At 60.2% G+C, this 19,763-nt stretch carries 18 protein-coding genes, 2 tRNA genes and 2 rRNA genes (1 of these 22 running past the window's edge); 19 read left to right on the plus strand and 3 right to left on the minus strand.

Annotated elements, in window-relative coordinates; all coding sequences use genetic code 11:
* The 14 genes from AC4CWF_RS00595 to AC4CWF_RS00660 all read left to right on the plus strand — a co-directional run.
* Positions 1 to 1,229 (plus strand): 23S ribosomal RNA (locus tag AC4CWF_RS00595) (it extends 1,655 nt beyond the left edge of the window).
* 273 nt (positions 1,230 to 1,502) lie between these two features.
* Positions 1,503 to 1,617 (plus strand): 5S ribosomal RNA (gene rrf, locus AC4CWF_RS00600).
* A gap of 250 nt (positions 1,618 to 1,867) precedes the next feature.
* A tRNA-Met gene (locus AC4CWF_RS00605) sits at positions 1,868 to 1,944 on the plus strand.
* 225 nt (positions 1,945 to 2,169) lie between these two features.
* Complete coding sequence (gene tnpA, locus AC4CWF_RS00610; RefSeq protein WP_491283216.1) at positions 2,170 to 2,610, plus strand: IS66-like element accessory protein TnpA; 441 nt, start codon at positions 2,170 to 2,172, stop codon at positions 2,608 to 2,610.
* Positions 2,594 to 2,947 (plus strand): IS66 family insertion sequence element accessory protein TnpB, encoded by a 354-nt coding sequence (gene tnpB, locus AC4CWF_RS00615; protein WP_491283217.1) that lies wholly within the window; start codon positions 2,594 to 2,596, stop codon positions 2,945 to 2,947. The genes tnpA and tnpB overlap by 17 nt, the downstream gene beginning before the upstream one ends.
* A gap of 41 nt (positions 2,948 to 2,988) precedes the next feature.
* Complete coding sequence (gene tnpC, locus AC4CWF_RS00620) at positions 2,989 to 4,596, plus strand: IS66 family transposase (protein ID WP_491283218.1); 1,608 nt, start codon at positions 2,989 to 2,991, stop codon at positions 4,594 to 4,596.
* 95 nt (positions 4,597 to 4,691) lie between these two features.
* Positions 4,692 to 4,768 (plus strand) — tRNA-Met (locus AC4CWF_RS00625).
* A gap of 307 nt (positions 4,769 to 5,075) precedes the next feature.
* Positions 5,076 to 5,462: a GNAT family N-acetyltransferase gene (locus tag AC4CWF_RS00630; RefSeq protein ID WP_491283219.1), complete on the plus strand. Its 387-nt coding sequence runs from the start codon at positions 5,076 to 5,078 to the stop codon at positions 5,460 to 5,462.
* A 288-nt stretch (positions 5,463 to 5,750) separates the two neighbouring features.
* On the plus strand, positions 5,751 to 7,604 hold the full coding sequence (locus AC4CWF_RS00635) for an ABC transporter ATP-binding protein (protein ID WP_491283220.1): 1,854 nt from the start codon (positions 5,751 to 5,753) through the stop codon (positions 7,602 to 7,604).
* Between the two features lie 17 nt (positions 7,605 to 7,621).
* Positions 7,622 to 9,517 carry an ABC transporter ATP-binding protein gene (locus AC4CWF_RS00640; protein ID WP_491283221.1) on the plus strand — a complete coding sequence of 632 codons (1,896 nt, stop codon included), beginning with the start codon at positions 7,622 to 7,624 and terminating at the stop codon, positions 9,515 to 9,517.
* Positions 9,518 to 9,589: 72 nt separating this feature from the next.
* Positions 9,590 to 9,775, plus strand: a complete 186-nt coding sequence (locus AC4CWF_RS00645; protein WP_491283222.1) for a hypothetical protein — start codon at positions 9,590 to 9,592, stop codon at positions 9,773 to 9,775.
* Between the two features lie 102 nt (positions 9,776 to 9,877).
* A complete protein-coding gene (locus AC4CWF_RS00650; protein WP_491283223.1) occupies positions 9,878 to 10,276 on the plus strand; it encodes a group II truncated hemoglobin in 399 nt (132 codons plus the stop codon).
* On the plus strand, positions 10,276 to 10,647 hold the full coding sequence (locus AC4CWF_RS00655) for a DUF423 domain-containing protein (protein WP_491283224.1): 372 nt from the start codon (positions 10,276 to 10,278) through the stop codon (positions 10,645 to 10,647). The genes AC4CWF_RS00650 and AC4CWF_RS00655 overlap by 1 nt, the downstream gene beginning before the upstream one ends.
* 125 nt (positions 10,648 to 10,772) lie before the next feature.
* Positions 10,773 to 11,753, plus strand: coding sequence for a sensor histidine kinase (locus AC4CWF_RS00660; RefSeq protein WP_491283225.1), 981 nt, complete (start codon positions 10,773 to 10,775; stop codon positions 11,751 to 11,753).
* 104 nt (positions 11,754 to 11,857) lie between these two features.
* Here the strand turns inward: AC4CWF_RS00660 and AC4CWF_RS00665 are convergent, their stop codons facing one another.
* Positions 11,858 to 12,835, minus strand: coding sequence for a sodium-dependent bicarbonate transport family permease (locus tag AC4CWF_RS00665; protein WP_491283226.1), 978 nt, complete (start codon positions 12,833 to 12,835; stop codon positions 11,858 to 11,860).
* Between the two features lie 138 nt (positions 12,836 to 12,973).
* Positions 12,974 to 13,207, minus strand: a complete 234-nt coding sequence (locus tag AC4CWF_RS00670) for a YdcH family protein (protein ID WP_491283227.1) — start codon at positions 13,205 to 13,207, stop codon at positions 12,974 to 12,976.
* Positions 13,208 to 13,300: 93 nt separating this feature from the next.
* Here AC4CWF_RS00670 and AC4CWF_RS00675 point away from each other — a divergent pair, with 93 nt between their 5' ends.
* On the plus strand, positions 13,301 to 14,287 hold the full coding sequence (locus AC4CWF_RS00675) for a hydrogen peroxide-inducible genes activator (protein WP_491283228.1): 987 nt from the start codon (positions 13,301 to 13,303) through the stop codon (positions 14,285 to 14,287).
* 55 nt (positions 14,288 to 14,342) lie between these two features.
* On the opposite strand, the gene AC4CWF_RS00680 is transcribed toward AC4CWF_RS00675, so the two are convergent.
* Positions 14,343 to 15,794 (minus strand): aldehyde dehydrogenase, encoded by a 1,452-nt coding sequence (locus tag AC4CWF_RS00680; protein WP_491283229.1) that lies wholly within the window; start codon positions 15,792 to 15,794, stop codon positions 14,343 to 14,345.
* Positions 15,795 to 16,130: 336 nt separating this feature from the next.
* Here AC4CWF_RS00680 and AC4CWF_RS00685 point away from each other — a divergent pair, with 336 nt between their 5' ends.
* The 4 genes from AC4CWF_RS00685 (at position 16,131) to kduI (ending at position 19,762) form a co-directional block, all read left to right on the plus strand.
* Positions 16,131 to 17,030, plus strand: coding sequence for a helix-turn-helix domain-containing protein (locus AC4CWF_RS00685; RefSeq protein WP_491283230.1), 900 nt, complete (start codon positions 16,131 to 16,133; stop codon positions 17,028 to 17,030).
* A gap of 85 nt (positions 17,031 to 17,115) precedes the next feature.
* On the plus strand, positions 17,116 to 18,123 hold the full coding sequence (locus AC4CWF_RS00690) for an alpha/beta hydrolase family protein (RefSeq protein ID WP_491283231.1): 1,008 nt from the start codon (positions 17,116 to 17,118) through the stop codon (positions 18,121 to 18,123).
* A 94-nt stretch (positions 18,124 to 18,217) separates the two neighbouring features.
* Complete coding sequence (locus tag AC4CWF_RS00695) at positions 18,218 to 18,889, plus strand: GntR family transcriptional regulator (protein WP_491283232.1); 672 nt, start codon at positions 18,218 to 18,220, stop codon at positions 18,887 to 18,889.
* 24 nt (positions 18,890 to 18,913) lie between these two features.
* Positions 18,914 to 19,762, plus strand: coding sequence for a 5-dehydro-4-deoxy-D-glucuronate isomerase (gene kduI, locus AC4CWF_RS00700; RefSeq protein ID WP_491283233.1), 849 nt, complete (start codon positions 18,914 to 18,916; stop codon positions 19,760 to 19,762).
* Position 19,763: the final 1 nt, after the last annotated feature.

The raw sequence follows: 19,763 nt of genomic DNA on the forward strand, positions 1-19,763 counted from the left end.
TATACCAAGGCGCTTGAGAGAACTATGTTGAAGGAACTCGGCAAATTGCACGCGTAACTTCGGAAGAAGCGTGACCCTGATGTACGCAAGTATGTCAGGGTGGCACAGACCAGGGGGTAGCGACTGTTTATCAAAAACACAGGGCTCTGCGAAGTCGCAAGACGACGTATAGGGTCTGACGCCTGCCCGGTGCTGGAAGGTTAAGAGGAGAGGTGCAAGCTTTGAATCGAAGCCCCAGTAAACGGCGGCCGTAACTATAACGGTCCTAAGGTAGCGAAATTCCTTGTCGGGTAAGTTCCGACCTGCACGAATGGCGTAACGACTTCCCCGCTGTCTCCAACATAGACTCAGTGAAATTGAATTCCCCGTGAAGATGCGGGGTTCCTGCGGTCAGACGGAAAGACCCCGTGCACCTTTACTATAGCTTTACACTGGCATTCGTGTCGGCATGTGTAGGATAGGTGGTAGGCTTTGAAGCGGGGACGCCAGTTCTCGTGGAGCCATCCTTGAAATACCACCCTTATCGTCATGGATGTCTAACCGCGGTCCGTCATCCGGATCCGGGACAGTGTATGGTGGGTAGTTTGACTGGGGCGGTCGCCTCCGAAAGAGTAACGGAGGCGCGCGATGGTGGGCTCAGACCGGTCGGAAATCGGTCGTCGAGTGCAATGGCATAAGCCCGCCTGACTGCGAGACTGACAAGTCGAGCAGAGACGAAAGTCGGTCATAGTGATCCGGTGGTCCCGTGTGGAAGGGCCATCGCTCAACGGATAAAAGGTACGCCGGGGATAACAGGCTGATGACCCCCAAGAGTCCATATCGACGGGGTTGTTTGGCACCTCGATGTCGGCTCATCGCATCCTGGGGCTGGAGCAGGTCCCAAGGGTTTGGCTGTTCGCCAATTAAAGCGGTACGTGAGCTGGGTTCAGAACGTCGTGAGACAGTTCGGTCCCTATCTGCCGTGGGTGTAGGAATATTGACAGGATCTGTCCCTAGTACGAGAGGACCGGGATGGACATATCTCTGGTGGACCTGTTGTCCTGCCAAGGGCATAGCAGGGTAGCTATATATGGAAGGGATAACCGCTGAAGGCATCTAAGCGGGAAACCCACCTGAAAACGAGTATTCCCTATCAGAGCCGTGGAAGACGACCACGTTGATAGGACGGGTGTGGACGTGCAGTAATGCATGAAGCTTACCGTTACTAATAGCTCGATTGGCTTGATCGTTCTCATTGTTTGTGCTCATCGAAGATGAGCAAAACAATAAGAGTTTTGTTTTGTCCTGACGCACGAAAATGTGCTGCGGACGGCCCGCGCCACAAGGCGCGACGGCCTCTGGCCTGTATCGGTGCCCAAAGCACCGCAATGCGCTTAAGAGGTCCCATTCGACGTGTTCAAAACCAGCGAAAACTGAGGCCACAGCGAACAAACTATTCGCTATTGGCTACTCCCTATTCGCTCACAAAAAATCCAGCTTCTCAACACATTGCCCTTAGCTGACCTGGTGGTCATGGCGGGGCGGCTGCACCCGTTCCCATTCCGAACACGGCCGTGAAACGCCCCTGCGCCAATGGTACTTCGTCTCAAGACGCGGGAGAGTAGGTCGCTGCCAGGTCTGCTAAAGGCAATGTTGTCACGGTTTGCACTTGCAAATCCGTCAGGTTTTGCCCTTGCAAATCCGCCAATCTTCTCGTCACAAACACTAACGGCCCAGCCGATAACAAAAGGGTCGCTCAAAGCGGCCTTTTTGCGTCTAAAACGCACACATCATACGAGATTTTGCCTGACGGCAAAACTCTGTGGGTCTTTTGCCTAACGGCAAAAACCCGGTAACGAGATTTTGCCTGACGGCAAAACTCTGACAACGCGGGGTGGAGCAGCCCGGTAGCTCGTCAGGCTCATAACCTGAAGGCCGCAGGTTCAAATCCTGCCCCCGCAACCAACGAAAATTGTAAATTAGACCATTCCAGATTTTTGCTTTTAAGCTCCTCGCCATAACGCTCGAGGAGCTTTTTGCGTTTGTGCTCCGTATCGATCTCGCCGGACGCGATCCTGGCAACGAAATCGTTCTGCGCTGCTGCGATGAACGTAAGCGCGCAATTCCCCGCACCTGTTCACTGAAAGTCGAATGAGGGATTCTGTGTCCACAATGGAGACTGTGGACACAATGACATTGGATATCCTGACTGGATCGGAACCCCTTCGGGCTGTGAAGATTCTTTCCAACGGGAAGCGCCGGTTCGATCCCATCGAGAAAGACCGGCTGATCGACGCTGCAATGAAGCCTGGGATATCGGTAGCCCGCCTGGCACTGGCGCACGGTGTCAACGCCAATCTGTTGCGCAACTGGGTGAAGCTTCGCCGAGATCAGCAGGCCCAGGGTGCTTTGCCGGTTGTTGCGGAGCGGGAAATGTCGGCCTTTGTTCCGGTGGTTGCTGCGCCACCGATTGCGCGGCAGCCCGACATGCCGGCTCGGCCATCATCGGCAGGAATGCGACTGACGGCGTCTCTGCCGAATGGTGTGCGGCTTGAGCTTGAAGATGCGGATGAGAAGGCCTTGTCCGTGATGATCGAAGTTCTGAGGCGTTGCAATGTTCCGGCTGGCTGACGATCTTCGCGTCTATCTTCACCGGGACCCGATCGACTTTCGTGCGGGGATCAACAGCTTGGCGATTCTGGTCGAGCAGTCGATGGGCCTGAGCCCGTTCGAGCGTGCTGTCTTTGTCTTTTGCAACCGCCGGCGCACCCGGATGAAGCTTTTGTTCTTCGAGCGGTCAGGGTTCGTGCTTGTCTTGAAAGCCTTGTCCGAAGACCGGTTTCGCTGGCCCCGCCGCGAGGCGCCGGTCGTGACGCTCGACACCGAGCAATTGCGCTGGCTGCTTGACGGTATCGATCTCGACGCGATGGAGCGCCATCCTGTTCGGCAATATGAGTTGGTCGGCTGAAAGCTGTTGACGCAGCGGGGCGGCTCAGATTCAAAGCTACAATGACACGAGCTGGCACCCCTGATGTTGCGGAACTGATGGCGCTTCTGGCGGCGAATGCTGCCGAGAACGCCGCGCTGCGGGCTGAGAGAGACGCCCTTGCACAGCGTGTCTTCAAGCTCGAGGAAGAACTGGCGCTTGCACAACTGCATCGTTTTGCGCCGCGCAGCGAAAAGCATATGGATCGCGTCTTCAATGAAGCCGAGAAGGCTGCTCTTGAGGCCGATGCTGATGAGGGCTTGGCCGACTGTGACGAGACCGACGCCAGTGAGCTTCCCGACACGGGATTGCCAGAGGTGGAAAAGCCCGAAGGCCGCAAGCGCGGGCGTAAACCTCTTCCGGCAAATTTGCCCCGCCAACGCGTTGAATATGACCTTGCCGACGATCAGAAGACCTGTCCGTGCTGCCGCCATCCGCTGCATCGCATGGGCGAACTCGTCACCGAGCAGCTGCATATCGAGGTGAAGGCCACGGTGCTGCAGAATGCCCGGGCCAAATATGCTTGCCGCAACTGCGAGCGCACCGATATCAGCACTCCCGTTATCATCGCGCCGATGCCCGCACAGCCCTTGCCGGGCAGTATCGCCACGGCCTCGACGCTGGCCTTTGCTCTTGTTCATAAATATGTCGATGGCACGCCGCTCTATCGCCTGGCACAGGCCTTCGAGCGCGCCGGCGTCCCTGTCAGCCGTGGCGCCCTTGGCCATTGGGTGATCGGCTCCAGCGAAAAGCACCTCGTTCGCATCTACGATGCATTGAAGCAGCGGCTCTTGTTGCAGAGCGTCATCCATGGTGACGAGACCACGGTGCAGGTGCTGAAGGAAAAGGACAGGAAAGCAACCGACGAGTCCTATATCTGGGCCTATCGTAGCGCCCAGGACAGCGTCGAGCCGGTTGTCCTGCTCGAATATCAGCCCGGTCGTGGACAGGTGCATCCGCAGACTTTCCTGGGTGACTATCGCGGCATCCTGATGAGCGACGGCTATCAGGCCTGGCGCACCCTGAAGGGCGCGACCCATGTCGGGTGTATGGCTCACGCCAGGCGACGCTTCGTCAACGCCTTCAAGGCCGGGAAGAAACAAAGCGGCCCACCCGCGCAGGCATTGAAATTCTTCGACCAGCTCTACCGGATTGAGAGGCAGATGCGGGACGAAAAGCCGGATGACGGCGAAACGCAGGCCGACTGCATCCGGCGCTTGCGCCAGAAGCATAGCGTTCCAGTCCTTGAAGCCCTGAAGGAGTGGCTCGACAGGATGGCCCCCAAGGTCGTGCCCGACACCAAGCTCGGCGATGCGATATCCTATACGCGAAACCAGTGGCAATATCTGACCCGCTACACCGAAGACGGCAGGATGCCGGTCGACAACAATTTATTGGAACGCGATATCAGAGTTTTTGCCACTGGAAGGAAGAGCTGGTTATTTTGCGACACTGTCGACGGGGCCAAGGCAAGCGCCGTGATTTACAGCCTTATGCTGACCTGTCGCGCCTGTGGCGTCGAGCCATTCGCCTGGTTGCGACACGTCTTCACCGAATTGCCACAGCGTCCCGACGGCGCCGACATCAACGACCTTCTGCCATTCAACTTCGCAAAAATCGAACCTGCCTGATCAAGGCCCATCGGCAAAAGCCGATCACCGCTCATAGCGGCCGCGTCAACGCGCAGGGAAATGCGCGCTTACCAACAATCAGTGCACGCTCTTGGCGCGGGGTGGAGCAGCCCGGTAGCTCGTCAGGCTCATAACCTGAAGGCCGCAGGTTCAAATCCTGCCCCCGCAACCAAATTCCCCTACATCCCGTAGCACAAAATGCTGCGGGATTTTTGCGTTTCTGGGCTTCGATCTTCTGGCACGCGGCTGAATTGAAAAGTGGGCATTTGCATAACGACAAGCTGGTCGAGCACAGGCCATGACAGTCGCAATAGACCTGCAGGAGATATACCGGATCTGAAAGAAAGCAGCAAACTGCGTCGCCGCAGGGGGGAGGGAGAGATGAAATCCCATTGTGATAGAAATCGCCTAATGGGATAGAGGATCGTCTCGGGCTGTGATGAACGGCGGCGTCAAAGCCGGAAAGGGATGGTGACCACATGGTGATGTTACGCGTTGATCCCTTCCCATCTCAGGATGAGTTGAGTTCGCTGTGGGTCCACGCCTGGGGTAGCCCGGCGCCAAAAGACTTCGCCAATGTGCTCGCGCGCAGCCTTGTGCATATAGGCGCTTATGTCGATGATCGGCTGGTTGGTTTCGTCAATGTAGCTTGGGACGGCGGTGCTCATGCCTTTATCCTGGATACCTGCGTCGATCCGAGGGTCCGGCGGCAGGGTATCGCGACCCGCATGGTGATCGAAGCCACAAACGTCGCCCGCCAGCGCGGAGCAACGTGGCTGCATGTCGATTTCGAACCACATCTGACGTCGCTCTATAGGGATTGCGGGTTCAGGCACACCGAAGCAGGCCTGATAAAGCTAAACTGAGGCTGTTTCGACGGGCCGGACGGCGACTAGCTTTTTTGGCCGGCACATCGTCAAACGGTCACCGCTTTGGGCTGCCACGGTCCGACATGCATCTTGTCAAAGCGTGCCGGCAAATAACGCGACCCCGGAAATCGGTAAAACAATCACTTTTGTTTTTTGGCGAATCAGGTTCCAATTAAGCTTCCCTTCTTCAAGCGGCAGCCTAAATCACCCCTCATGCTTTTAAGGTCCGGGTGTAATCCGGACCCACTATGGGCCATCGCTTGGCCAAATATTTGGAATGATATCGTGACGACCGAGACCAGGATCGGCTCCGGCGGGCATTCGGCTTCCCGGGCGCATGTGAAGGCTGCAGGATGGGGCAAGGGGCTTTCGATCCTCACGCGCATTACCGTGATGGCGCTTCGTCACCCTTGGCAATCGGCGCTTGCGATCGGCGCGACCTTCATTGCCTCTGGCTTTCAGCTGATGATCCCGCAGCTTCTCGGGCGCGCGATTGATGAGGCGCAGGGGATTGGTGCGGGCGGTTCTGCCGGTGCGGTGGCGCAGGATGCGTTGCTGGTGACGGCGCTTCTGCTTTTGGGCGCTAGCATTCTGCGCGGCCTTTTCACCATGGTGCAGAACTATTACAGCGAAGCGGTCGGCCACCATATCGGCTATGAGCTGCGGCTTGCCTGTTACGAGAAGATCCAGCGTCTCTCCTTCAGTTTCCATGACAGCGTCCATTCCGGCGATCTCATCACCATCGGCCTTCTCGATCTGGAAGGGGTGCGGATGTATTTTTCCACCGCGCTGGTGCGGATGATTTTTCTGTCGGTGCTGATCGGGCTAGGCGCCTACCTGCTGTTGTCGACGGATGTGGTGCTGGGGCTTTTGGCGCTCAGCTTCGTGCCCTTTGTTGGCTGGCGTTCTTCGGTCACGCAGCTTCGGCTTCGCGCCACCTGGCTTGATTTGCAGGAACGCCTGCAGGTGCTGACGCGGGTGATGGAGGAAAATCTCGGCGGTATTCGGGTCGTCAGGGCCTTTGCCGCACAGGAACACGAACTGGAAAAATTCGATGCCGCGTCGCGAAGCGCGCTGGAACTTGCCCACCAGCGGGTGGGGATCCGGGTCGCCAATACAAGCGCCATGACGCTCTCCTTCTTTGCTGCCATGGGTCTCGTGCTGTTTGTCGGCGGTGGCAAGGTGATGGCGGGCGAAATCACCGTCGGCACGCTCGCCTCGTTTTTGACCTTCATGACGATCCTGCAGATGCCGGTGCGCCAGCTTGGGCTGATGGTCAACGCCTTCGCCCGCGCCTCCACCTGCGGCGCGCGCCTGTTTGGCCTTCTCGATCTGGATGTGGCGGTGAAAGATGAGCCGAATGCGCCGCCCTTGCTTTTGGGCGAGGGCACGTTGCGGTTTGAAAATGTCGGTTTTGCCTATCCGGCAAGCCCTGAAAACCCGGTGCTGGAGGGCGTGTCTTTCGAGGCAAAACGTGGGGAGACCATCGGCATTGTCGGCCCGCCCGGCAGTGGCAAATCTACCATCGCGCATCTCATTCCCCGTTTTTATGATGTGACGGCTGGGCGTATCACGCTTGACGGGCAGGATATTCGCTCGGTCACGCTGAAATCCCTGCGCCGCTCGGTCGTCGTGGTGCAGCAGGATAGCTTTCTCTTCACCACCACCATCGAAAACAACATTGCTTATGGCGATCCCTGGGCCAAGGAGGTCCAGATCGCTCGGGCGTCCGAAAGCGCCCAGCTTCATAATTACGTGCTCGGCCTTCCCGCAAGTTACGGCACTGTCGTGGGTGAGCGCGGCGTATCGCTGTCGGGCGGCCAGCGGCAGCGCTTGTCGATTGCGCGGGCGGTCATGCTGAAGCCGGCGGTGATGGTTTTTGACGATTCGACCGCCGCGATTGATGCGGCAACAGAGCAGCGCATCCGTTATGCCATGCGCCGTTATGCTTCGGAACGTGTGACGATCATCGTCGCCCACCGCCTAAGCTCGCTGATGCATGCTGACTGTATCCTGTTTGTCGAGGATGGCCGCATCGTCGAACAGGGCACGCATGCGGAGCTTCTGGCTGAGAATGGCCGTTACCGCGCCCTTTATGACCTGCAAGTCCGCCCCGGCGACGACGCATTGACCGGCTGAGGCGGGAGGAGACCATCATGGCTGAAGAACTGGAAACCGAGCGGGCCGACGTGCGCGATGATGGCAGACGCCCGCCGCGTGCCGTGGTCGGCTCTCACCGCATTGAGGAGGAAATCTTTGGCAAGGTGTTCGACAAGAACATTATTGCGCGCATCTGGGAGTTCGTGCGGCCTTATCGCAAACAGGTAGCGCTGGCCGTCGTGGCGGTCCTCGTGTTTACCGCCATGCAGCTCGCCATTCCGCTGATCATCCGTTACGCGATCGACCACGGCATGCAGCCGGGCGGAACCCGCACGGCCCTCATCTATGCGATCCTTGCCTTCGGCTTCGCGATTCTCATCAATTTCGCCGCAAGTTATGCGCAGGAAACGCTGGTCGGCAATGTCGCGGAAGACGTGCTGTTTGATATCCGCCGGGCAATGTTCTCACATCTGCAATATGTCTCGCTGTCCTTCATGGACAAGACAGAAGTCGGCCGCCTGATGTCGCGCCTGCAGGGCGACGTCAATTCCATGCAGGAATTCCTCGAAACCTCCGTCCTCTCCGTCGGCGATATCACGCTTCTGATCGGCATCGTCGTCGTGATGCTTTATCTCGATTTCGGGCTCGGCCTGCTGACGCTGTCGGCGCTGCCGGTGCTGTTCATCGTGCGCATCTTCTGGCTGCCGCGGGCGCGCAAATCCTTCATGGCAGCACATGAGACGAACTCGGTGGCAAGCGGGGCGCTTGCCGAAGCCATCCATGGCGTGCGCGCTGTGCAGGGCATGGATCGCCAGTCAGTCAACTTCAACCTGTTCGATGACAAGGCCACTGCGAACCTGAAAACCCATCTGACGGCGGCGCGTTTTGCGCAGGTGATGGTGCCGATCGTGGATTCGCTGACCGGTGTCGCCATGGCGCTGGTCATCGTGGTTGGCGGTGCGCGGGTGCTGAACCAGGCGCTTGATGTCGGCGTGATGGTGGCGTTTCTCTTCTATATCCAGCGTTTCTTTGATCCGATCCGTTCGCTGACGCTGCAATATTCGGTCATGCAGCGGGCGATGGCATCCGGCCAGCGGCTGACGGATGTTCTGGATGTGCGCATCGACATCAAGGACAAGCCGGATGCAAAAGTTCTGTCTCCAGATATGGATGGTTCGGTGGAATTCCGCGACGTGGTGTTCGGTTATAATCCCAAGCACCCGGTGCTGAAGCATGTCAGCTTCAAGGTGAACCCCGGCGAGACGGTGGCGCTGGTCGGCCCGACGGGATCGGGCAAATCCAGCTGCATGTCGCTGATCCACCGCTTCTACGAAGTGCAGCAGGGTGCCGTGCTGGTCGGCGGGCATGATGTGCGCGACCTCACGCAGGATTCGCTCGGCCGCCAGATTGCCATGGTGTTGCAGGAGCCATTTCTGTTTACCGGTACGGTGCTTGAAAACATCCGCTACCACAAGACGGATGCAACGCGCGACGAGGTGATCGCCGCGGCAAAAACGGTTGGAGCGCATGATTTCATTCTGCGCATGCCCGATGGCTATGACAGCATTCTCGGTCAGCGTGGCGGCAACCTGTCGCTTGGCCAGCGGCAGTTGATCAGCTTTGCCCGGGCGCTGGTGGCCGATGCCAAGATCCTCGTTCTCGATGAGGCGACCGCCAATATCGACAGCTATACGGAAATGCTCATCCAGAAGGCGTTGGTCAAGCTGCTGGAAGGCCGTACCGGTCTCGTTATTGCCCACCGGCTGGCAACCATCCGGGAAGCGGACCGCATCATCGTGTTGCAGAACGGCGAGTTGATCGAAAGCGGCAACCACACTGAGTTGATGCGCAACGAAAAGCTCTACTCGAAGCTCTATAACCTCAACTATTCCTCCTTCGACGATATTCCGGATGATGTGGTGGAAGAGGCCGCGCATCGGGGTGAAACCTGATTGGCACGCGTTGTGGGCCAAGCGGAACCATCCTTCGCAGGCCTCGTTCTTCCTCTGAAACCCAAGGAGAAGATGATGGACGAGAACCACGAAGCCAAAAAGTCGGTCGAAGGCGAAAACAAGTCTGATGGCGCCTATAGCGCAACTTTGCCGGCTGGACCGAAGGCCCGCTCGAAGGTGGATGATCACGAAAAGACGCCGGGAAGTGGCGCTTTGCCGTCAGAGAGCACCAAGGACATCGATCCCGGTTCGGAGTGACCGGCTTTTCTGCGCCGCAGCCGGGCTGCGGCGCCTTGCCTGCTTGCCGCCTCGCGGGCGAAGGTCTAACACCCGTTTAGAGATCAAAGACGGGTTGACGATATGAGTGGCGAAACCATCACGCTTTACGAGGCCATCGGCGGTGACGCGACAATCCGAGCGCTGACGCGGCGGTTTTACCAGTTGATGGATACGCTTCCCGAGGCGAAAAACTGCCGGGCCATCCACCCCGCTGATCTCGCAGGCAGCGAAGACAAGCTCTATGATTATCTGACCGGTTATCTCGGCGGCCCTCCCGTCTATGTGGAAAAATACGGTCATCCCCGGCTGAGGTCGCGACACTTCGGCGCGGCAATTGGCGTGGCAGAGCGGGATGAATGGTTGTTGTGTTTTTCCCGCGCCCTTGAAGACACCGTGAGCAATCCGAAACTGCGCGACATCATCTGGCCGCCCATCGAGCGGCTTGCCCACCATATGCAGAACCGGGAGGAACAGCCGTGATGCGTGCATTGGAAACGGTCCGCCCGTTGATCTTGATGCTGGCGGGTTTCATGGGGGCATCCGGCGTGGCGCTGGCGGCTGCGGCAAGCCATGGCGGCGATGGACGCCTGCTGGGATCTGCCTCCACCATGTGCCTTGCCCATGCGCCGGTGCTCCTGGGTCTTTATCTTGCAGGCGGCAAGATCCGTACCGCCACCCTGTCCGCCATCGTTCTCGCCATTGGCACCGTCCTGTTTGCGGGCGATCTCGTCATGCGGCATTTCGGCCATGCCGGCCTCTTTCCCATGGCAGCGCCCGCAGGCGGCATGGGCATGATGGCCGGCTGGCTGCTGCTTGCCGCCGGCGCCTTCTGGCGTAGCCGGGACGTCTGACGCGCAGCGCCCACAATCCTGCCTTGCAACAGCTCCAAGCCACCGAATTCACGTAGGAATTATTGCGTGGCGGGTGGCTATGAATTCGCATGAGTTCGAATATGCTGACGCAGTTGGAGTCGAGGATGGGTGAGCATAAAATCCAGGTGGGGGACGCCTGGTGGATGTACCTTGTACCGCGCAGCAGGCCGTCATTTCTTGCCGGTCAGCTGATCGCATTTTTGTGCGCGGCGGTCTCCATAGGTCTGTGGCTTGCACTCAACGACATTCTGCTCGGCGCACCCTTCATCACCTTTTTCCCGTTCATCGTGCTCGCAACGGCCTGGGGCGGACGCGCAGGCGGCACGACGCTGATGATCTGCGGGCTGATCTTTGCGGTGGTGGTCTGGGTTTATGCCCGGCCTGTCAGTTATGCGAGCGCGCTTTTATCCTCCTCGGTGTTTACGAGTTTTGGCGCGCTGACGATTGCCATCATGCACGCGATGCAGAGCCTGATGGCGGCGCTCGAAAAGGCGGAAAACGAAGCGGAAGTTCTCGCCCGCGAAATGCGCCACAGGGTTGGCAACATCATGCAGCTGGTCCAGGCGATTGCCCAGATGACGGCGCGCTCCAGCGGCGATCTGTCCGAATTCATGCCGCGCTTTGAAGGGCGCATGCGGGCACTTTCGGAAGCGCATCGGCTGTCGTCCGGCCACCAGGCCATGCCGAACGACGTGGAAACGCTGCTGCGCATTCTGTTGTCTGCCTATGATCAGGAGCGGTTGCGGCTGAAAGGGGCAGCGATCGCGCTGGATGCGGAGACGGCGCCGCGGCTGGCGCTTGTTATCCATGAACTGGCCACCAATGCCGCCAAATATGGTGCGCTTTCGGTGGCCCAGGGCATCGTGCGTGTTGAATGGGAATTGCTCTCCGAGACGATCGAGATCGTCTGGCGCGAGGAGGGCGGCCCGCCGGTCTCGGCGCCCACACGCAAGGGCTTCGGTTCGCGCCTGATTACGGCAGCACTGTCACCCGGCGGCGGCAAGGCAGCGCTGTATTTCGATGCGACCGGGCTGCGCTGCGTGCTGAGCCTGCCCCGCCAGGCGCGCCAGAAAAACGCCGAATAGATGCCCGGGTACCTGTCTTCGACAGGTGCCCCGCCACCAGTCGGTCGATATCGGCGCTGAAGTACTGCCACAGCATCTGCAGGCTGCCCGGGCATTTGGAGGTCTCAGATGCCGGCGAGGGCAAAGTAGATCGGCAGGCCGATGATCAGGTTGAACGGAAAGGTGATGCCGAGCGACAGGCCGAGATAGATCGCCGGGCGGGCCTCCGGTGCGGCAATCCGCATGGCGGCGGGGGCGGCAATATAGGAGGCGCTGGCGGCAAGGGTGATCAGCAGAGCCGTATTGCCGGTGGAGGCGCCAACGAGCGTGGCAAGACCTGCTGCAAGCAGGGCGCCGGCAAGCGGCATCGCGATGGCAAAGATCAGCAGCGGCGGCTTCATCTCCTGCCAGCTCTTGCGCAGGCCGGAGGCGGCCTTGGTGCCGAGATCGAGCAGGAACAGGCAGAGCGCGCCGCGGAACGGATCGACGATAAAGCCGGACATTTCCGCCATGCCCCTTTTTCCCGTCAGAAGGCCGATCAGGAAGGAGCCGAGGAGGATGACGATGGTAACGTTGAGAAAGACCTCGACCAGCGCCGATTTCCGCTTGGCGGCATCCTCGGCCTGCGGGGTGTTGCGACGGAAGATCAGCAGCAGCGCGCAGAAAATCGCCGGCGTTTCCATAGCTGCCGCCACGGCCACCATGAAACCATCCGAGGCAATTCCAAGCCGTGTGAGTGCATCGGAGGCGGCCGCAAAGGTGACGACGGAAATGGAACCGTAATGGGCGGCCACGGCGGCGCGTTCAATGGGCGGCAGCGTGCTGACCCGGCCAAGCAGGCCGTAGCCGAGAAGCGGTGTGAGTGCGGAAAGTGTTATGCCGGCGACCAGAAGTAATGCGAACTCGCCATGCGCGGTGGTTTCCGTCAGCGCTGCGCCGCCCTTGAAGCCGATGGCCAGCATCAGATAAAGCGCCAGCATACGCGAGACCGCATCCGGCAGGCTTAGGTTGCCGCCGGCAAGCGTTGCGGCAAAACCCAGCACGAAGAAGAGGATCGGCGCAGACAGCATGTTCTGCTGCGCAATTGAAAAGAACACATCCATGATGGAAATTCCTGAATTGAGGCGTCAAAAAAAGGCGAGACGATGGGGATCGTCTCGCCTTCAACTGGCGGGCAAGCGTTACGGCGCGTGCCCGCCGAGCCTGTTATCAGGATGGTGCCAAGGGATGTTTCAGCAGGTTTAAACGTAGGACAGGCGGGGGCGTCGCGGCGAACGGATCCTCGATGTCTCACCCGGATGTGTGCTCGAATGGCCGGCGCGCTGGAGAAACTCGATCTGCTCACGCATCCGCAGCTTGATCTTTTTCAAAGCCATGATGCGCAGGCTGTCCGGCGCCGGTGACTTCTGCTCTGTATGGATCCGGTCTTCAATAATCCGGTGGCGGGATTTCAGCGCCTTCAACAAGGGGTTCATGGGTCGTCTCCTTTCTGAAAACATCTATGCCGGACCGAGATCGATAGTTCCAATTCATTGACAGAATTAAAGCGATAGTTATTCTCTATCGCCATGGCCTTTCGTCCCACGCACCGACAGCTCGAATATCTGGTTGCCCTCGACACCGCCCGGCACTTCGGTCGGGCGGCAGAGCTTTGCCATGTGTCGCAGCCGACGCTTTCGGTGCAGATCGCGCTTCTCGAAAAACAGCTGGGTGTCAGTCTTGTCGAGCGCACGCCCGGTGCCATCGAACTGTCTGCCATCGGCTCAGAGGTGGCGGCTGCGGCAAGATCCGTGCTGGCAACGCTGGATGACATCGTTACGCTCGCCTCTGCCGGCCGCGACAATCTCGGTTCGCTGATCCGGCTTGGCGTGGTGCCCACCTTCGGACCCTATTTTCTGCCGTCCTTTCTGCCGAGTCTGCACGGGCGTTACCCCGCCCTTCGCCTGCATGTGCGCGAGGACCGGCCTGCCCTTCTGGAAGAACAGGTGCGCAGCGGCGCCATCGACTGCGCGCTTGGCCAGCGTCCGCAGGATGAGGCGGCGTTCGCCTTCGAGGGCATCTGCATCGAGCAGATCTTTTTGGGTGTGGCGCGCAACCATCGGCTTGCAGAGCGGCCTTCGGTCACGCTGAAGGAGCTGAAGGGCGAGCAGTTGCTGACGCTCGGGCGCGGCCACCGTCTTCTTGAAAACGTTCGCGAACTCGCAGCCCTTTCCGGGGCAATCATGCTGGAGGATTACGAGGGAACGAGCCTCGACGCGCTGCGCCAGATGGTGTCGATCGAGATGGGATTGTCGCTGTTTCCCGAGCTGTACGTGCGCTCGGAATTCACCCGAGGCGCCAATATCGCGCTTTTATCGATCGAGGACTGGCCGGCGCGCCGCGAGATCGGTTTCTTCTGGCGCCGTACGAGCGCGCGCGCTGCTCATTTTCGCCAGTTGACGGTGCTGGCGTCAGCGGTGGTGACCGACCAGATGATCATTGGCGGCGAAGAGCCACGACATGAAAAGGACCTGACTGCTGGGACAGCCAGGTCCTTTTCGGTCGTCCCGAAATGACAGTATCACCTACTCTTGCCCGTTAGGGGATAGGCAAGAGCGGGTATCAAAACAATCAGATCGGGTAATGCAGGTGGCCGTCCTGGATGGTCAGCCAGCGCAGTTCGGTGAACTCGTTGATGCCGGCCTTGCCGCCGAAGCGACCGTAACCGGAGGCCTTGGTGCCGCCGAACGGCATCTGCGCTTCGTCATGCACGGTCGGGCCGTTGATGTGGCAAATGCCCGATTCGATGCGGCGCGCAACCGCCATGGCGCGGTTGACATCCTTGCCGAAGACGGCAGCCGAAAGGCCGTATTCGGTATCGTTTGCCACACGCACGGCTTCGTCCACGGAGCCGACGCGCACGATGCTGGCAACCGGACCAAAGCTTTCCTCACCATAGATGCGCATGGCAGGCGTCACGCGGTCGAGCAGGATCGCATCAACGATGGTGCCGTTGAACGTGCCGCCGGCGGCAAGGACGGCGCCCTTCGACACCGCATCGCGCACCAGCATGTCCAAGCGCTGGGCGGCATGGGCATCGACCACCGAACCGAGCGGGGTATCGCCCTTGCCGGGATCGCCGGCTTTCAAGGTTGCGACCTTGGCGGAAAGGGCGGCAACGAACTGGTCGGCAATCTTGTCGTCGACGATGACGCGCTCCGTCGACATGCAGATCTGGCCCTGGTTCATGTAGGCGCCGAAGGCAGCGGCTGCGACAGCTTCATCCAGATCGGCATCGTCAAGCACGACGAACGGGGCCTTGCCGCCCAGTTCCAGCAGCGCCGGCTTCAGGTGACGGCCGGCCGTTTCGGCAATGATGCGGCCGACGCGGGTGGAGCCGGTGAAGTTGATGCGGCGCACGGCCGGATGCGCAATCAGCGCCTCGACGATTTCGCCGGCATCTTCCGGGGCATTTGAAATGGCGTTCAGCACGCCTTCCGGCAGGCCGGCCTCATGCAGGGCATCGACGATGAGGCGATGGGTGCGCGGGCAAATTTCGGAGGTCTTCAGCACCACCGTGTTGCCGCAGGCAAGCGGCAGCGCCAGCGAGCGCACGCCCAGAATGACCGGCGCATTCCACGGCGCCATGGAGAGGATGACACCGGCCGGCTGACGCACCGCCATGGCAAGCGTGCCCGGACGGTTGGACGGGATGACTTCGCCACTGATCTGCGTCGTCATGGAGGCTGCTTCGCGCAGCATGTCGGCAGCCAGCATCACGTTGAACATCGACCAGCCGGCGGTGGCGCCGGTTTCGGCGGCCATGGCTTCCACGAATTGCGGGGCCTTTTCCTGCAGGCGGTCAGCAGCCGCCATCAGCACCTTGCGGCGTGTGGCGGGGTTGGTGGCGGACCAGGCGGGAAACGCCTTGGCGGCAGCATTGGCAGCCGCGCGCGCATCTTCCACGGAGGCGGCCGAGACTTCGGTTGCCACCTCACCCGAAATCGGGTTCAGGCGGGTGAAGCTGCGCCCGTCAATGGCCTCGACTTCGGCATTGTTGATCTTGAAACCCAGAACGGTCATGTGGTTCTTCCTTTTCTCTTCCCAAAACTGTTGCGCGGTGTCGCGGCCATGGCCGCGTGATCGGGCGCTTTCTTCAAGGCGATATCACGAAGTTCAGGCGCAGGTGAATGCCGCGCCATAGCCTTCCGGCCGGCACATTGATCCTGCGGCCAACGTGATGTCTTGAATGACAAACCTCCCGTGCCAACCCTGATCGGCCTCCCTTTTCAGGCGCGGCATCGCATCTCCTCCTGCGCGTCCGCGTGTTGACCGGCAGACAGTAGCGCGAGGAGCGCGCGCACCAAATAGACAATTAGAGGAGAAACTTGTACTTTTCACAGATGAGGGGAGAGCCGTATGCCAGACGCGATCAAGAGTTCGGGAGGTCAGGCGTCACCGCGGATCCAGCCGCCGTCAGCCACCGATGCGCAACTGTTCGGCGGCTCGCTGTCGCGCAACGAATGGACCCTGCGCGGCACCCGCAGCCGGCTCTTCGTGCTGTCATCGGGAGCGGGAGACATCGTCACCTCCCGCCGCCGCCAGCCACTGGTGGCGCCGCTGATCCTGTGGCTTCCAGCTGGCGAAAGCGCCACGCTTTCACTTGAGGCCGGTGCCGATGGCGGCATGCTGGCCATTCCCGACCAGACACTCGGTGCCGCCATGCCGGCAGGCGCCGTCTTCGCGCAGGTGCGTGACGCCATTTCCCGGCCCATTCTTGGCCAGCGCGTCACCCTTGCCGCCTCGAGACGGATCCTTGCCACCATCCGGCTGATCGAGGAGGAGATTTCCGCGGGTATGGCAGGCGCCGAGGAGGCCATTCGCCATCACCTGTCGCTGCTGCTGATTGCCGTCTGGCGCCTGGCAGCGCCTGTCGGGGAAACGCCAAAGCCGTCGCCGCGCGTCATCGTGCGAAGTTTCGTGCAGCTTGTTGACCTGCATGTGCGCGACCACTGGACGGTGCCGGATTATGCGCGAACGCTGGGCGTGACACCGGACCGGCTGAACACGGCCATCCGGCGCGCCACCGGCCGCACACCGCTCGATTTCATCCATGGCCGGCTGGTGGCGGAAGCTGTCATCCTGCTCGATGGGTCTTCCCTGCAGATTGCCGAAATCGCCGATGCGCTGGGGTTCAAGGATGCCGCCTATTTCAGCCGCTTTTTCAAGCGCGTTGCCGGCGTTTCTCCGCGCACCCACCGTGCCGGGCCAAAGCAGAAGCGGCTGGCGGCCGATACAAGTTATGCCGCCTGGCCCTGAGGGGGCAGGGACGCGCTCCGTTAGACTTTCGCTCAACTTGCCTCGCATCAACGCTCCTCTACCTTGGCAGGCAAAGGAGCGACAGATGACATCTTCGACCGAAGAGGGGGTGCAGGCGAACTGGACCGCGGGCGGCGCCGGGGCCGGACACGGGGCGGTGCAGGCAGGCATTCCGGTTCGCTTTGCCGCTGCCGATGGCTATTGGCTGGGTGGCTTTCTCTGGCAGGCCGCTGAAACGCAACCCGATCGACCTGTCGTTCTCATCGCCTCCGCCACCTCCGTGCGCTGCCGCTATTATCAGCGCTTTGCCACCTATCTCTTCGACAATGGCTTTGACGTGCTGACCTTTGATTATCGCGGCATCGACCAGTCGCGGCCCCAGCAGATGCGCGGTCTTGAGGCCGATTGGGTGGATTGGGGCGAAAAGGACGTCGAAGCGGCGCTTGGTTTTCTCGCGCTGCGCTTTCCCGGGCGCCCGGTGGATGTCGTTGCCCATTCCATCGGCGGCTTTGCGCTCGGCCTTGCGCCGTCCAACCACCGTCTGCGCCGCATCGTCACCGTCGGCTCGCAATATGCCCACTGGCGTGATTATGCGCCGGAACAGCGGTGGCGCATGTTGTGGAAATGGCACGTGGTCATGCCTGTTCTCACGGCGATCTTCGGTTATTTCCCGGCCAAGCGCCTCGGCTGGATGGAGGACACGCCGCAAGGCGTCGCGCGCAATTGGAGCCGCATGAAGGCCCGCTTCGAGGACACCGTCTGCCGGCAGGATCGAAGCGGAGGTAGACACGACCCTGATGTCTTGCGCAAGAGGTTTCGAAACGTCACGGCCTCGATCCTCGCTATCAGCCTGTCGGATGATCCCCATGGCACGATCCCGGCCGTGCGCCGGCTGCTGGCTTATTTCGAGACTGCGGACCGACAGCATCTGCATCTTGCGCCCGGCGATATCGGCCACGCCTCGGTCGGCCATTTCGCCTTTTTTCATGATCGCTTTCGCGATGCGCTCTGGCCGCTGGCGCTGACCTTCCTGCGGGATGGTGCGGTGCCCGGTCAGTTCCGCCACGCTTTGCTCTCCGCCGACATTCCCTGACCATACGGCGCCGGTTCATCAAACTCCGGCGGGTTGAATCATGTCGTATGTTATTGTATGGAAGTGTACGCAAAAAAACGGTTCGGGATCGCGCATGAGTGTCAAGACGGCATCGGAAAGCATGGCGCACAAGGTGGAGCGGCAGTTGCGCGGCGATATTTTGACGCTGGTGCTCTCGCCCGGCGCGCGCATTTCCGAACAGGAGATCGGCGAACGTTATGGCTCCTCCCGCCAGCCGGGCCGCGAGGCGCTGATCGCGCTCGCAAAAAGCCGGCTTGTCGAGATCCTGCCGCAGCGCGGTGCCGTGGTGGCCAAGATTTCCGTCTCCAAGCTGATGCAGGCGGCCTTCATCCGCGAGACCATCGAGACGGCAATCGTCAAGGCCGCCTGCAATGCCTTCCATTTTCACGCGCGCCAGCGGCTGGATGATTGCCTGAAAGAGCAGGCGCGGGCCGCAGAGAGCGGCAACCGCGCCGAATTCCGCCGTTACGACGATCTCTTCCATAAGGCGCTGGCGGAAGGCGCCGGCCTGCCGATGGCCTGGGCTGTGGTGGAAGACCTGAAGGCCCATATCGACCGCGCCTGCTGCCTTTCGCTGCATGCGCCCGACACCCTTGCCAAGCTGATCGAGGAACACCGCGCCATCGTGGCGGCTATCGATCAGCGTGACGAGACGGCGGCGCGTGCCGCCATGACCGCGCACCTCTGCGAACTGCTGCATGACCTGCCAAGGCTTGAGGCAGAGCACCCGGACCTTTTCGAATAACGACACCAGGGAGAGAAGACCCAGATGACCACGACGATCGAAACCCGCCACGCGGTGCATTACAGCCAGTCCGAAGCCATGTCCGGCGCTGAACTGCGCCAAAACTTCATGATCGAAACGCTGTTTGCGGAAGGCGAGATCAATGCCGCCTATACTCATTACGACCGTATGCTGATTGCCGGCGCCATGCCGACGTCTGCACCGCTGTCTGTCGGTGCCGATCTCGCAAAGACCGTCGGCACGGATTTCCTGCTGGAACGGCGCGAGCTAGGCCTCATCAATATCGGCGGCAAGGGCAAGGTAATTGCCGATGGCACCACCTATGAACTGGATTTTCAGGACGGGCTTTATCTCGGCATGGGCGTACGCGAGATTTCGTTCGAGAGCGTGGATGCGTCTGCTCCGGCAAAATTCTACATCAACAGCGTGCCCGCGCACGCAACCTTCCCCTCGCGCATCATCTTGAAGACGGATGCCATCGAGAACAATCTCGGCGATCAGGCGACCTGCAACAAGCGCAAGCTCTACCAGTATATCCACCCGAAGGTTCTGCCGACCTGCCAGCTGCTGATGGGCCTGACGCGGCTTGAGCCGGGCAGTGTGTGGAACACCATGCCCGCACACCTGCATGACCGGCGTATGGAAGCCTATGTCTATTTCGAGATACCGGAAGAAGCTTTTGTCGTTCACCTGATGGGTCGCCCGCAGGCAACCGGCCATCTCATCATGCGCAACGAGCAGGCGGTCCTTTCGCCGCCGTGGTCGATCCACTGCGGTTCCGGCACGGCCTCCTATGCCTTCATCTGGAGCATGGCAGGCGACAACCAGTCGTTCACGGACATGGATTTTGTGCCCATGAAGGACCTGAAGTGAG

Source organism: Neorhizobium sp. PAMB6630 (assembly GCF_058242775.1).